The organism is Promicromonospora sp. NPDC060204 (genome assembly GCF_042728455.1).
In the GTDB taxonomy this organism is placed as follows: domain Bacteria; phylum Actinomycetota; class Actinomycetes; order Actinomycetales; family Cellulomonadaceae; genus Promicromonospora.
In genome coordinates this window covers 18784-33232 of record NZ_JBHWZO010000035.1, presented here as the reverse complement: position 1 = coordinate 33232, position 14449 = coordinate 18784, and the positions used below count along the sequence as shown (strand labels likewise).

The following is a 14449-nucleotide window of genomic DNA, read 5'->3' as shown; positions in this document are numbered from 1 at the left end:
CTTAACTCGTAGTCCGTAAAGCCCGAGCCGGCCTGTCGTTCCACTCTTATCTTATCGGAAGGCCAGCCAAGAACTTCCTTCACGACCTGATCAATAATGTCGAATCGCGTTTGTGCCTCGTTGCGCTCTAGATCGGAGTCTATCTGTCCGTTCGCGGCGCTAACAAGCGCTTCCAGAGCTTCATATCCGCGGTTAAACGACAAGTTCGCGTCCTCTAGGCTGTTTAGAGTTGCAAGCGAGATCGGACGGGCAGGCACCGCACAGTCACGTTCACCACATACACAGACGCATCACTCTGCGAGCCTGTGCCAGTTCACCACAACCCTCATCGCTATCACCACAAATGTGGCGCACCTGCACGGGTGAACTCTGGCTCTGGCAGGCCCCGTTCTTGATCGACGCATGATCAGTGCGCGAGGGAGGCGCGATGTGGTTGAGCTCGACTTACTTGAGTGGAGAAATCGTGCCTTCCGAAGCCTTGTGGGCTGGAGCCGCCCCGTCTGAGAGGACTCCCTCCCCTACCACAAGGCCCCGAGGGTCCTCGTGTCGTCGACTCTTCGCAACTACCAACCCATGGTGCCGGGCTGCCCATTAGCGAGGTCCGCGCCGTCACGTCGTGCTTGCTCGTCCGCGTCATGGCAGATCCGCGCCGCGCGGGCTCGGGTGTCCGCCAGCACCGCAGGGAAACGTTCCACAGGCCGAGGTCCGGACGGAACCTGGGGCTGGCGCACGATGTCGGAAGTGATGGTGCCCAAGGCTCGAGCAGCAACGACGAGAGCTTCGCCGCGCTCTCCGTCCTGCCCACCGGGCCCAAGAGGGTTGCTGGAGTCTGTGACCTGGTACCGGTCGCGGTAGGCCACCACCCGCCGCATCGCCATCTGCCACGTCTCCCGTCCACGACCGTCCGGCGGCGGTGGGGTGATGGTCTCCATCCATGGCTGTGGGTTCGTCACCGCATCCTGAACCAGGGCATCCAGGCGGGCAGCGATCAGATCAGCGTGCCGCGCAAGCCACCCCTGTACGGGTACATATCTATCGCCGGTCGTTCATGCCCTCCTGGCGCACTGGCCCCGGCTCCGCTGTCGACACCGGTGCCCGCGTCGATCCGGGTGGGACTGCTGCACAGATTGATGACACCTGTTCGTACAGGAGTCTCCTTGAGTCGGGCGCAAGCTGCACTGAGGACTGGTGCCGTCCCTGGCCAAGGACACGAAGATCGGGTCGCGGATTATCAACGCCCGGGTCGAGACAAGTGCGGAAAAGCCTGCCTCTGATGCTAAACGACGTCGTCTGCGACCTCGGCTTACGACTCAGTGTCCGCTTCGTCGCTCGTCACGACTGAACCTTCGCCTGGCTTCTCGGCCCGCGCCCGCGCCTGGTCCACCATTTCGATGACCGGCCACGTCACCAGCCGCAGGCAGAACCACCACATATAGAGGGCCGAGTAACTCCACCCCGAGTTGTCGTCGAGAAGGCCGTGCGCGACGTCGTTGCGGAGGTTCGGGCCACCTTGCACGATCAGCATCGCCTTCATCTCCATGACCATCCCTGCGCCGAAGATGTACTCCGTCTCGGCCATATCGAGGAGCACGTTCAAACTCTTCTCGCTCTCCACCCCGTGGGCGTCGACGAACAGCGTGTGCACGTTGTTCCGCTTCAACATGACGCGCACGACCTGCTCCAACTGCGGCACCAAGACAGAGACCGCAGCGCCGTAATTGCCGCCCAAACCGAGCGCCAGCCCGTCGCCCCACAACCTCACATGCCGCTCTGGCACCAACGGCGACTCAACACACAGCGACACCAAGTACTGCCGACTGAACTGGTGCTCGGTTGTCAGGACCTCCTGCGCAGGCTGGATGATGCCCTTTGCGAGCAACTGGGAATGAAAGAACGCGGTCCGCACCATCTCGGTCCACACTGCGTTCTCATCGTCAGCCGGACCAGAAGACCCCGGGCTCGCGGCGACCTTCCGGAAGTCAGACGAGAACGTCGAGGAGGCGAAGAGGTGCCTAATACTGCCCTTGAGTCCCTTCGCGGCGTTCGCGCGGGTATCAGCTTCGTCCATCGGCGGCGCGAGTGTCGCGAACGCAGCGAGCGCGTCGAACTTGTCCGCATGGCCCGACACTCTCGAGCGTGCGTAAGACACGGCCTCAGTCAGGTCTACCGGGTTCGACTGAATGCGCATCATCTGCTCCATCGAAGACTCCCGGCTCTCGCGCAGCCGAGTGCGGAGATCATCGACTAGCTCGTCGAGACCGTTCTTGAGTCGGTGAGAGCGTGGGACGGTCTGCAGGACTGCGATGGCCTTCTCCAAGAAGTGACCCTCGACCAGTGGACCTGCCTTCGGGTCTGCCTGGATGCGGGCGTCCGCCTCAGCAATGTAGGTCCGCGCAATGCGCTCGGTCGCAGCATTTGCCGCGGCCTCGTTCGACCCGCCCAGCCACAAGAGTGCCTCACGCTCAAGGTGACGTGACAGGCGAGGGTCCACCGACGACGCCTGCCCCGCGAGCGCGAACAGCCCATTGCGCACTTCAGCCCGCCCGGTCGGGCTGACCCGGCCGTGCTGGCGCAGCGTCTCCGCGAACCCGACAGTCCTGAAGTTGTCCGTCACCTGGCCCGCCAAGACCTGAGCCTTCAGCGCGTCCGACATTTCCTGCACGCGTACCTGGCCATCTTTGCCGCGCCGCACTGCAAGTGCGAACGCCCGCACCCACGCGTCCTTCCCTGCGCTGAACCACACATCGCCCGTCAGCGGCGCAGCCCGGTAGGCCTCGACCGCTCGGTCCAGCATCGCGACATCCGAGCGGTCCCCGTAGAACCAAGCGACATCAGCAACGCGAGCTCGCAGGTCGTCACGCTCAACCAGCGGAGCAATACGGGCCAGCAGCGCCACTTGGTCCGCACCCAGGTCCGCCGGCACCACCGTCCGCGTGTCGGCGAACTGCATTGTTGGTGTAAACGGCTCCAACCAGTCCTCTGCGTTCAACATCGCCGATGACGCCATCGCCAGGACCTGCAACACCAGTTCCTGAAACCCCGTGGCAGCCGGGTCCACCGCCGCCCGTTCAAGATGCCTCGACAGGGACTCTGACGGCTCATACGGACCACTTAGCGGCGCCGTCGCCAGCACGTCCTCCCACCACGACGGGTCAATCGCGTCGCTCATCGGGTCCATCCGTGCTCGTCCTTCTTTCAGTTGGCTGCACGGCCGGGCGAAACTCGCGGCGCGTGGGCGATGTCAGTAGATGGCGACCGCGTCGACGACGATGGCCGGTCCGGCGATGTAGGTCTGCACGTCGTCATCCGGCATCTTCAGTTCGAGGGAGGCGAACGCCTTGACGAGGTTCTCGCTAACGGTGGCCATCATCATCCGCCGGAAGAGGTACTCCCAGCCGTGCAGGAGCCAGTCCTCCGAGCTCAGGTATCCGTCGGTGCCCCCGGGCACAAGCTGTGTGACTGCGCCCAAGACACGAAACTCTCCCTCCAGGCGGTCTGCTGAAGCCGCGTCGACGAAGTGGCCCGGCCGGACATTGATGTATACCCGCTGGGCGAGACCGGTATTGGTCATCTCCAGCAGCACAGGAATCGGGAGGAGCTCGTTGCCAAGGTAGACGTCCTTGAGCTGCGCGGCGACGGCGGGGTGATCGGCCGTGAGCTTGTCGAGCGTGTTCAGGTCTGTAGCGTCTTCGGTTAGCACGCGCTTCATGATGTAGAGCAGCTTTCCGGCGACGCTGGCTGAGGTGATCCGTGCAGTGCCGTCGAGCTCGACGACGTCGTCTTTCGCGAGCGTCGCGTCATGACCAGGCCCCACTGTGACTGCGCCGTCGCGGATCAGTGCATCGATGACCTTGCTCACGGTCGCCTTGAGGTTCGGCGTCAGCTGGTATGTCGACTGGTATTCGACGTCGGAACTGGCCCGACCATCGGCACCGACACCGGCGATGCCGGCCTTACCTCCGGCCGAGCGTTGCTTCTTGGTCTTCTCGACGATGTCCGCCTGACGAGGGACCTCGATGTCGTGGTACTCGGCCAGCGCAAGAAGCGTCTCGGTGTCGACATACGTGGGCAAGCGAAGCGCCATAGCAGCCAAGTATGTCGGCTATGCGGCGACTGTGCCCTTCGGGACGCTACCGCACGAGGCCGAGCTGGACTGGCTGGCGGCCTCGCACGGCATTGAGCAGCCAGTCGGCGGCAGTGCGGACCCGGTTGCTCGCATCGAGATCGGGCGATAGCCGCGGTGACGACCTTCGCAGGCAGACCGGACATGGCTTTCTGCCGTGGCTCCGCAGCCATCTGGCAACCGCCCAGTAGGCACCCCCGGTGGGCGGTTGCCGTCGACCGTCAGGCAATGTGGAAGTCCGGCGCGCTCCCCGTGATCTACGCCGAAGCGCGCGTCAGCGGTCGCTACCGCGAAGTGAGCGAGCAGATCCGCGGGGGCAGCCTGGGGATCACTTGTAGTCCGTACGGAAGCAGGGCTCGGGCTCGTCGGTCGTCTCTACTTTCTAGACGTCTTCGCCCACCCCGATCGCCAGGCGGTGAGCGTGCCGACGAGTGCGGTTGACGGGGACGGCTCGGACCCGGACGGCGTGCACGCAGCTGCCAGCAGAGCGAGCACAGCAGCCAGGCCAAGGGCACGAAGTCCCCGAGCGCTCAACGAGCCCATGGTCAGCCCCTCTCCCGCGCACGGCCACTTGGAGGGAGGGCAGCCGCGCGACGGCTGATACCGGGGCGCAGCCGCCCATGGGACAGCATCCAGTCCCGGTCCCGGATTTCGGCCGCGCACGAGTCAATGTGCCGGAATTGCAGGGTTACCCACCCTTACGGCCGATGAGTGCCACGATCGCGCCGAAACCCATCTTGTAGGCAGTGGAACATGCGGCCGCGGCGGAGTTCACCGGCTCGGAGCCGTCACCGAGCAAGGCCAGGAGAATGCTCAAGATCAGCGCCAAGACGGTCAACGCGGCCACGGTGCAGAAGACCAGCTTGAAGCGAGGGGTCAGGTCGGAATCATGATCGGCCGAGTTGACACTCTCGGGCCGAGGCTCTTCCGATTGCCTCGCAATCCCGTCAGGATCTTGGTTCTCCACGCCCACGTATACTGCCCAGATGGGACATTGGTCCGAAGGTCTCGTCGACCAGGCCGCTCACATCATTGGTGGCAGTCCCGATCGCAAGAAGCTGACAGATCTGCTCGCCCATGCCGCCGCCGAAGTGGAGGTGCTCTCCGGCCGCACCTTCCGACCGATGCGCCGGACGTCCTCAAGCCTCGAGCCCAACGGTCTGCCGTTTGTCGACGTGCCGGACGTACAGGTTGGCTCGCTCGAAGGCGCGATGGGGGTCTGGGAGGTCCCGGATCCAACGGACCCCGCAATGGCGACTGTCCTGCAGGTTGCCCGCCTAGAGGGCGTGGTCTCGAACGCTGCTTCCACTGCCGACGGACTGTGGTCCGCGGGACAGCTAGTTGCGCATGCAGTCCAAGCGGGGACGCTGACGCGGGACTACGTCGTTGAGTGGCTCGGCACGGTTCTTGACGACGACCAGCGAAAGGACCTGTTTCGCCGCGTCATGGATCCTGCCATCCGCTTCTACGTCCCGATCCTCGGACAGTCGGTCGAGGGATGGTGGATTCAGATCGCTAGGCGCCTCATTTGGGTGACCGACGAGACGGAGGATGAGGGTCGACTCATCGAAATGTTGCTGGACAGGTCGGCCAACTCCGGAGAACACGTGCGACTAGCGGCCACGGAGCCGATCATGATCGTGGCCCGCATGACAGAGCAACCAGTGGAATGGGCATTCACGGCCCGGATCTGGCCGGAGGGCGTGCGCCGACCCATAGACCGGACGTGGAGCAAACTCGCGAGGGCGATCCACGGCCACGGCATCCCGACTATCACATGCGACTCAGTCTCGACGGACCACGAAATCGCCTGCCAGGTGCTCTTGAAGGGCTACTGGCACGGCTACATCACTGGAGACGAACCGGCACTGGCGAGTGCTCTCGTCTTGACGTATCCGAAGCAGGTCCACCACATTCAACGCGAGACTGGTGCTCCGAGTGGTGCAGCAGCAGCGGCGATGCTTCTAGAACAGTTAGTGATGCCCGGGTTTGATCCGGCGCAGGGCGCGGAGGCGACTCGTCGATACGTTCGGCGCAAGGCGAGCATCGTCGTAATGGAACACCGGAAGCTGGAGGACCCCGACCGCTACCCCTGGACGCACGTCGGAATCAGCGAACGCCGTTTCTACAAGCTTCTTCCACTCTTCGCGGAGAAGGTCAACGGTCGATACGCGTATGACTACGACGAGGTGGTGGCGCGTATGAAGGCATACCTGGACGAGAAGGACCGCCAGCGGGCCATCAGAGAGAACGCAATGGCAGTCCTGAGGTCGCACGGCTTCGGCGACGAGGCGGCGCGCAAGTGGCTACAGCGTCACCGGCCTGAGGAGGCGGTAAGGGCAACGCCACGCCGCCCGTCCCAGTAGGACCTCAGCCAGGAAGGCCACGGACGACTTCCTGTGCAGTCACTTTCGTCACTCTGGGTTGGAGTGACGCGCGCTCATCGGCTTTGACCAGCGGAAACACCCCTGTTGGTTTCTAGCCGATACATTCCGTTGTGTACACCGGGCAGATCGAGACCCTCAACTTCCAACGCTGCGGTCTCTGTCCCTGTGCCAGGTGTGCGCGGCACCGATCGGTCCAAACGGCGCCGCGCACCTTCTCTTGCCTGGCGGACCTGGATCACGAAAGCGCCTGAGCGCCCGCTACTTGACCTTTTGAGGGCCGGTAGCGATCAGGTCCGGATGAAGTCGAGCAGGTCGGCGTTGATCACGTCGGCGTGCGTGGTCGGCATGCCGTGCGGGAAGCCCGGGTAGGTCTTCAGCGTGCCGTTCGGCAGCAGCTCGGCCGACATCGGGCCCGCGTTGGCGTACGGGACGATCTGGTCGTCGTCGCCGTGCATGACCAGCACCGGCACGGTGATCTTGCGCAGGTCCTCGGTGAAGTCGGTCTCCGAGAACGCCGCGATGCCGTCGTAGTGCGCCTTGGCACCGCCCTGCATGCCCTGGCGCCACCAGTTGCGCACCAGCGGCTCGCGCGTCTCGACGCCGGGCCGGTTGAACCCGTAGAACGGGCCGGCGGCCATTGCCGTGTAGAACTCCGACCGGCTGGCCGCGAGCTGGGCGCGCAGGTCGTTGAACACGCTGATCGGCAGGCCGCCGGGGTTGGCGTCGGTCTGCACCATGAGGGGCGGCACGGCGGCGATGATCGCGGCCTTGGCCACGCGCGACTCGCCGTGCCGCGCGATGTAGTGGACCACCTCGCCGCCGCCGGTGGAGTGGCCCACGTGCACGGCGTCGTGCAGGTCGAGGTAGGCGGTCAGCGCGGCCAGGTCGTCCGCGTAGTGGTCCATGTCGTGGCCGTCGGCCACCTGCGTGGACCGGCCGTGCCCGCGGCGGTCGTGGGCGATGACGCGGAAGCCCTGCTGGACAAAGAACAGCATCTGCGTGTCCCAGTCGTCCGAGGACAGGGGCCAGCCATGGCTGAACACGATCGGCTGCCCGGTCCCCCAGTCCTTGTAGAAGATCTCGGTGCCGTCGTTGGTGACTATCTTCGGCATGATGCCCCTCTCCGTTCACTCTGCAAGGAGTCACCGCTTTGAGGCGGCTCCGCTGAGCCGACGTCGGCCCAGCCTTCTCAACAGCATCTTTCGTCGGCCCGCCACCGCGGGCCTGGGTCCACGAGACAACTGATTCCCCAGTGGACGCCCCGGGTTCGATTGCAGCCCCACGGCGTCGGCCAGTGCGAAGCTCAGAACCCCTTGGTCTCAAGCCAGGTCAGAGCGACGTCGGCCACGTCCTTCCAGCCGCTGTCGATGGTCAACGAGTGCCCGCGACCCTCGAAGATGTGGAGCTCCGTGTCGCTGGGGCCCTTCTCGTACATCTGGAACACTTCCTTGGTGACCTCCAGCGGCACCACGTGGTCCTCGGTGCCGGACGTCAGCAACAGAGGTCCGCGGTCTGCGAGCTGGGTGTCCACTGTCGTCGGCGAGTGGGGCGAGATGTTTGCACTTGCCTCCTGGAAAATCGTCTTCCCAGGCCCAGGGATGGTCCACGCCTCGTGCAACGCATCGGACTCCTCGACCGTCAGCGTGTTGCCGAACGCGTACTTGAACTCCTTCGACGTCAAGGAAACCGCTCGGTGGAGGTTCGCAGGGTTCCTCAGCACGGGGAGTGCGGAGCGCAGCTGCGCGAGCGGGAGTGCCTTGACGCCCTTGATTCCGGCCGGGTCGATGGCGACGGCCGCAGCCGCGAATCCGTTGGCCAGCAGTTCCTGGGCGATGAGGCCACCGAACGAGTGTCCGACGATGATCGGCTTGATCTCAGGTGTGCCGATGATTTCCTGATAGTGCTCGACGAGCTCCTCGATGCCCAGTTTCTCCATCGCCTGGACGAACTCGCGTGTCTCCTGGACCGTCGGCGAGTCACCGCGCCAGCCGGGCGCCGTCGCGCTGTACCCGCGAGCCTCGAACAACTCGATCCACGGCTGCCATGCCGTGGAATGAATCCATAGTCCATGGATGAAGATGACGGGATTCTGTTTCGGTTCGTAACCCATGAAATGTCCCTCGGTTGGTCCGTTCAGAAGGTCCAGCACACATGCGACCCGACGGAATGAGGCGCCGGCAGCTCCTCTGTCCGGCGGGTGTCATATCTACCGGGTGAACCGCGGCGCTCGTGCTTCCTAGGTTCTGCTGCCGAGGCTAGGGCTCGTGCTCCTTGGACCGAAGGGCACGCACGTGTTCCTGCACGAATTGCAGACAGGGTGCACAAACAGAGGAACCGGTCGGCTCAATGCGGATCGAGAGTCTCGGGCCGGCCGGACGAGCACAGGGACTCCTCAAGCTCGCCCCTGTTGCGTTCGCTCTCCGCTGCCCACACCACGGGATGACTTCGAGCGCCGGCGGTCCCGTGACGCACGACCGAAGCCGGGGCCCGCCCGCTGGACTCAACAGCATGTCTGCCCCGACGGAGCGTCGTTAACCTCGGCGGCTTGAGCCTGGGATTGTCGCGACACAAGCGGTCCACGACCCGGCGGCCTTGTCGCCGTGCCGTGTACCTCCGGCAGGGACTGTTACGCGAATGGGCGAGCACAAAGGCACGCGCGAGGTCTGCGGAACAGCAGACTCGTCAGAGGCTCGCGCCGTCGATCGCCGGTGCGTCCACGAGCTCTCGCCACTCGCGCGGCGAGACTCCGTAGGCGGCGCGGAACAGTCGTCCGAAGGTAGACGCATCGGCGAAACCGTGACGACGCGCGATCGACGCGATGGTCATGTGTCGCCATTCGGGCCGATGCAAGTCCGCATTGCACGCCTCCAGGCGCTGAGTTCGAATCCAGTCGCCGAGGCTGATTCCCCCCTTGGCGAGAATGTTGTAGAGGTGACGCAGAGAGATGTGGTGCTCAGACGCGATCTGAGCCGCATTGAGGTGGGGGTCGCTCAGCTGGCTTCGTGCGTATTCCAGAACCCGAAGCAGGAGCGTGCTGTGCATTGCGTCCTTGGCCAGCGCCGACACATCGAGATGAGTCGTGATCAGGGCGCGGACAAGCTCGATGCTGGGTTGGCCGAGAACATGCATTCCTGGGTGAGAGGCGATTTCCGGTTTGCTCGCCAGACGGAGGAAGTACGTCGCGGCCAAGTCTGCAACAGGGTGCCCCGGAACGAGCGGCACAGCGCGCAACCGGCGAACGAGGTCGTAGGGCAGAGCGAGTGAGGACACCTTGATGGCGAAGAAATGTTGCTGGATGCCGTTCGGGTCTCGCAGTGAGTACGGTTCGCTTGAGTCGGTGAACGCGAGCTCACCAGGCCGTAGTTGTGAGTCGTGACCGTCCTGGGCCAGCTGAAGGCTTGAGTGTGTGTTCTGCAGGGCGAGGAAGATGGTGGGCTCCTGCGCGTCCTTCGCGAACTGGGGCGTCCGCTCCAGGTGGGTCGCCGTCGATCGCACTGAGCAGATGCGGACGTCACCGACGTCAGTGATCAGCCCATGCGCTCGCGCACCGGTCTCCTGGGGGGCGAACTCGATGTCGACGTGGACCATGGTCTTGGCGATGATGCCCCGCACTACTTCGGCGCGGTCCGCAACCGGCAACAGCGAGGTGTTCAATACTTGGGTCACTGCGCCCCCGGAATGTTCGAGACGAGGTGATGGTTGCCCTGACCAGCGGCACCAAAACTGCTGTGGCAGCAGCGTTCACGGGGATGCGGTTCGCCGACACAAGAGTGGCTCCCCCTGGTCGGGGTGGTCCTTCGACTCAATACTGGACCGATCGGTCCGAGAAATCAAGGTGTGGCTGATGGGGCGATCGCGAGAGTTCGACGACGATGCCGTCGTCCGCGCGGCGCGGGACGTCTTCTGGCTACGTGGCTACGTGGCCACGTCCCTGAGCCAGCTGCAGCAGGCGACCGGGTTGAGCAAATCGAGCCTGTATGAGGCCTACGGAAGCAAACGTGGTTTGTTCGAACGGGCTGCGCAGAGCTACCTCGAGGAGATCATCTGGCCTCTGCTCGCGCCCATGGAGGCGCCCGGAGCTGGACGACAGTCCGTCGTCGACTACTTCCTGAATCTGGCGGCCTACTTTCGTTCCGGCCCGCTTGGTGAGCAGTCTCGGGGATGCCTCATCGTGAACGTGTCAATGGATCTCAACGACCTCGACGCCCAAGCGGCCGACCTCGTCACCGGTCTGCGGATCCGCACCCGCGGAGCCATCCTCAACGCATTGCGCTCCATCGACGGCCTCGACGACCCCGAGCAGGTCGCGGACATGCTGACGTCCGGGCAGATGGGGCTGATGGCGACCGCGCGGGCGGACGCTGAACAGTCGGCCGGTGTCGCTCAGACATACGCCAATTTCGTCCTGGCCTTGTAGCCCTTTGCCACCCTTGCTCCGGATCGCGTCATCGCTCCCAATCATCGCGATGACCGGGGTTGGGCACTTGTCCAGGGCACGGCAGCTCGCAACCGTCTGCGCGCACCTCAAGAGTGGGGGCGCCGCTGGCCGGCCGAATTACCAGTGGAGGTGCCCGCCGTCACGAGCGCTTGTCGCACGAGTGGCGCCACCCTCGACTGTGCCCGGGGGACCCGCCTTGCGCAGTGACGGAGAGTGACGTCCCAGCGGACACGTCTCCTTCGACGTTCCGTTCGAAGTCTGTACCTTCGTCCGCTGCGAATGCGGCCTGTGTCCGATCAACCCCCACCTCTACCGTGGGGCCGGCTCGAGGCAGCGACGTGGAGATCTTCCGGAGAGGTTCGAGTCGCCGAACGGTGCGGGCCGCACGTGATTCGCCGTTCATGCGACCATCCGATACGACGAGCCGCTGCTAGGCGCCACATAGGCTGCAGGCAACGCCGTCGCGAGCGCGTTCTGTGCACGCCACCCAGTGCAGTGGCCCGGAACAAGCAACTTGGGCTGCAGCTCGACCAGCGCGTCCACGGTGGGTTTGATGTTGGGTTCGAACGTTGGCCCGTTCAGGTGCAATCCCCCAACAAGGGCATACAGGTCCCGCACGCCAGTGAGCCGTTGGGCATGTCGCACGATGTTGATCGCGCCGGAGTGACCACAACCGGTCAGTACGACCAGTCCCCTACCTCTCAGGCGCACGACGAGTGCCTGGTCGTCCAGGATCTTCGCATCGTGCGTCCAGTGTTGGCCGTCCCACCTCTGGTGGGACGGAGGCATGCCATGTTCGAACTGGGTCGTCCGGTCGACTTCACCGGTGATGAGGACGCTGTCGTCGACGAGCAGGGACGGTTCGCGACGCTCCACCATCATGAAACCTTCGGACTCCAGAGCGCTTCTACTCAGGGTCGGAAGCAACAGCTCGGTATCGCCGCCGGGGACAACCAGCCGCCGCCTGGCCCAGGCACCGGGGTGGATGACCATGGGCAGCGCTCTGCGGCCGCGTCGTTTCGCCAGTCCTGTCAGCCCCCCGGTGTGGTCCCAGTGGCCATGGCTGAGAACGATGGCCATCACGCCGGAGAAGTCGATGCCCAACCTGTCTGCGTTGATACCCATCGCGTCCGGGGACAAGCCCGCGTCGAAGACCAGGGTGCTCGTCGTATCACCCCGACGCACGGTCACGAGGGCAGAGAACCCATGTTCGGCCATGAGACCGACGTGGGTGCGGCCCGACTCGAACTGCGGAGCCTCCACGTGCCCTGCCGAGAACGAGGTGCGGCCAGTCTCCTTGTCTCCGATGAGCAGCGCGTCGTAGACGTTGTCGACGAGCGTCGTGATCGTGATGTCATCGACGGGTTCCAACCGGATGGGATCGACAGCCGGGTTCTCGATGCGTCGAGGAGCCGCCGCGAGCCCTTCTGCGTCACCGCCTTGCGCCTCACACATGACCGGTTCCGCTACTCGGCTCGCAGCGGCGCCGACGGCACGACCGTCTCGATCTTTCCGGTGTCCACGTCGTACACAAGGCCGGAGACACTGAATGACGGCGGGAGCGGTGCGTGGTGCAGGAATGTGGTGTCGACTTGCACGGATCCGTAGGGGTCGCTGATGGACTTGCCGGGCAGTTCCTCAGCCGGGACTTCGAAGTATTCGGCGAGCGAGTCTGGGTACGCCGCCAGGTCGGTCATTCCGCAGTCGGTGTGGTGCAGGACAACGAGGTTCCAACCGACGCCGGGCGCGCCACCGTTGTTGGCCTGTCCGACCTTGCCCAGCATGGCGATGGTCTTGACGGTTGCCGGCGTGACCCGGCCGCCCACGTTGCGGATGACCGCGGACTCGCCCTGCTCGAGGCCGAGCACATAGGTCGGGTCGACCCGCGGGTCAACGCAGCTGATGATCATCAACTTGCCTGCCGGGTTGATCGCCAGCTCGGGAAGGAAGCGCTCAGTGGCGAACGCCTCGTTGCGCTCGAGCAGGGTTTCGATGGACGTCATGATGGTGTTCCTTTGGTCGAGATGCGGGCGAGGCGCCCGGTAGTCGGGCGATTCGCTGGTGAAGGTGGCGTTGCTCTGATGGGAACCGTCAGCGGCTGAGGCCACCGCGATGCCGTGCCCGGCGGTCAACGAAACCGACAGGGCGGTCCAGCTGGTGCGCCAGGTCGTGTGACCGGCGCACCAGCTGGGTGGGAGCGGTGCTGCACCGTTGGTGAAGAGGTCAGCTCTGCTTGTCTGCGGCGATGATGAGCGAGGTCACCGCGCGCGGATCGGAGACCATCGACAGGTGCGGGGCCTCGACTCGGACGATGTGTGCCCCCGCGCGCTTGGCCATCTTTTCCTGCTCGGCCCGCGGGATGACCCGGTCAACCGTTCCGATGAGATCCCACGAGGGAATGGTCTTCCAGGCAGGCTCCCCGGCGAAGGGCTCGGACAGGGCCGCAAGAGTCACGGGTCGCTGGCCCGCTGCGAGGACGGCAGCCCGCTCAGGGGGCACCCCGCCGGCGAAGATGGCCGGGAACAGATCAGGCTTGACGTAGAGGTCGACTCCGTAGACGGCGCCGTTCGCGTCCTTCAGAGGCACAGGGTTGAGGGTCGTGTCCGGGTCGAGTGAGGAGTCCGGGCCGGTCAGGCCGCCGACGGTGTCACCCTCGTCCGGGATGTACGCGTCCACGTACACCAACGCCTTGATGTTCGCGTTCCCGGCAGCCGCCGACGTGATCACCATTCCGCCGTAAGAATGCCCGACGAGGACGATCGGGCCTGAGATCTGGCTGAGCCGGTCCTTGAGGTAGTCGGCGTCGGCCTTGACCCCACGAAGCGGGTTGGCGACCACGTCGACCGTGTACCCCTCGCGCTGCAACTTCTCGGTGACAGAGCTCCAGCTCGAGCCGTCAGCCCAGGCCCCGTGGACCAGGACGATCGTTGTGGTCTTGGGGGTCGAGGGGTGCAGTGGCTCCGAAGCGCTGCTCGCCGCGGGCAAAAGGGCAAGAGCAGCCCCGAGGAGGCCGGCGATCAGTCCGCCGCCGGCCTTCGTTCGCCTGCTGATTTTCAACATCGTGGTTCTCCTTCGAGTAGCGAGACGCAAGGTGGGAAGCGGTACGTCCCGGTCGTAGCGACTCCGTGGAGACGTCGCTGCTGTCGACGTTGGCATGCCACCGTCGTGGGTTGAAGGGTTCGGCCGGCGTACTGCACGGATTGCAGAGGCCCGGGCACAACGTGACCACTTGGAGGGTCTGGGACGGCGCTCTGGGCGTGCGAGCGTGGCGCCGGTTCGACGCCCACACATTCGAGATAGCGTGACCATGGCTGCGGGTCTTGGGGCCGCCGGGAACAAGGGCGCTGGCGGCTGGCGCTGCGTGGCCCTTGTGCGGGGACGAGGATGCGCTGGCCGGGTCCTGAACCGCGTGTGCGTGGAAGGTGAAGAGACCGACCCGATCGCGATGTCGGCATGGTCGCCCCGTACAGCCAGCGCATCGACCCGCTCCGGACCTCTTGC

12 protein-coding genes are annotated in these 14449 nt (G+C 64.8%); 2 read left to right on the top strand and 10 right to left on the bottom strand.

All coding sequences use genetic code 11. The features are described from left to right. The 4 genes from ACFWEJ_RS07145 to ACFWEJ_RS07130 form a co-directional block, all read right to left on the bottom strand. Positions 1-257: hypothetical protein (locus tag ACFWEJ_RS07145; protein ID WP_377228501.1), on the bottom strand; the 257-nt coding region annotated here is incomplete at its 3' end. A gap of 1046 nt (positions 258-1303) precedes the next feature. Further along, positions 1304-3169 carry a DUF4209 domain-containing protein gene (locus ACFWEJ_RS07140; RefSeq protein ID WP_377228500.1) on the bottom strand — a complete coding sequence of 622 codons (1866 nt, stop codon included), beginning with the start codon at positions 3167-3169 and terminating at the stop codon, positions 1304-1306. 72 nt (positions 3170-3241) lie between these two features. Then, positions 3242-4084 (bottom strand): hypothetical protein, encoded by an 843-nt coding sequence (locus tag ACFWEJ_RS07135; RefSeq protein WP_377228499.1) that lies wholly within the window; start codon positions 4082-4084, stop codon positions 3242-3244. A gap of 727 nt (positions 4085-4811) precedes the next feature. Then, positions 4812-5090 carry a hypothetical protein gene (locus ACFWEJ_RS07130; protein WP_377228498.1) on the bottom strand — a complete coding sequence of 93 codons (279 nt, stop codon included), beginning with the start codon at positions 5088-5090 and terminating at the stop codon, positions 4812-4814. Between the two features lie 19 nt (positions 5091-5109). Between ACFWEJ_RS07130 and ACFWEJ_RS07125 the strand changes: the two genes are divergently transcribed. Next, complete coding sequence (locus ACFWEJ_RS07125; protein ID WP_377228497.1) at positions 5110-6489, top strand: hypothetical protein; 1380 nt, start codon at positions 5110-5112, stop codon at positions 6487-6489. Between the two features lie 308 nt (positions 6490-6797). On the opposite strand, the gene ACFWEJ_RS07120 is transcribed toward ACFWEJ_RS07125, so the two are convergent. From ACFWEJ_RS07120 to ACFWEJ_RS07110, 3 genes are all read right to left on the bottom strand, one after another. Next, positions 6798-7622, bottom strand: coding sequence for an alpha/beta fold hydrolase (locus ACFWEJ_RS07120; RefSeq protein ID WP_377228496.1), 825 nt, complete (start codon positions 7620-7622; stop codon positions 6798-6800). Positions 7623-7813: 191 nt separating this feature from the next. After that, positions 7814-8620, bottom strand: a complete 807-nt coding sequence (locus ACFWEJ_RS07115; RefSeq protein ID WP_377228495.1) for an alpha/beta hydrolase — start codon at positions 8618-8620, stop codon at positions 7814-7816. 572 nt (positions 8621-9192) lie between these two features. Continuing rightward, entirely contained in the window at positions 9193-10164 is a 972-nt protein-coding gene (locus ACFWEJ_RS07110) for a helix-turn-helix domain-containing protein (protein WP_377228494.1), read from the bottom strand. A 190-nt stretch (positions 10165-10354) separates the two neighbouring features. Between ACFWEJ_RS07110 and ACFWEJ_RS07105 the strand changes: the two genes are divergently transcribed. Further along, positions 10355-10927, top strand: coding sequence for a TetR/AcrR family transcriptional regulator (locus ACFWEJ_RS07105; protein WP_377228493.1), 573 nt, complete (start codon positions 10355-10357; stop codon positions 10925-10927). Between the two features lie 420 nt (positions 10928-11347). On the opposite strand, the gene ACFWEJ_RS07100 is transcribed toward ACFWEJ_RS07105, so the two are convergent. The 3 genes from ACFWEJ_RS07100 to ACFWEJ_RS07090 form a co-directional block, all read right to left on the bottom strand. Next, positions 11348-12403, bottom strand: a complete 1056-nt coding sequence (locus ACFWEJ_RS07100; protein WP_377228492.1) for an MBL fold metallo-hydrolase — start codon at positions 12401-12403, stop codon at positions 11348-11350. 11 nt (positions 12404-12414) lie between these two features. Next, a complete protein-coding gene (locus ACFWEJ_RS07095) occupies positions 12415-12951 on the bottom strand; it encodes a carbonic anhydrase (protein WP_377228491.1) in 537 nt (178 codons plus the stop codon). A 220-nt stretch (positions 12952-13171) separates the two neighbouring features. Continuing rightward, positions 13172-14008, bottom strand: a complete 837-nt coding sequence (locus tag ACFWEJ_RS07090; protein ID WP_377228490.1) for an alpha/beta hydrolase — start codon at positions 14006-14008, stop codon at positions 13172-13174. Positions 14009-14449 lie beyond the last annotated feature (441 nt).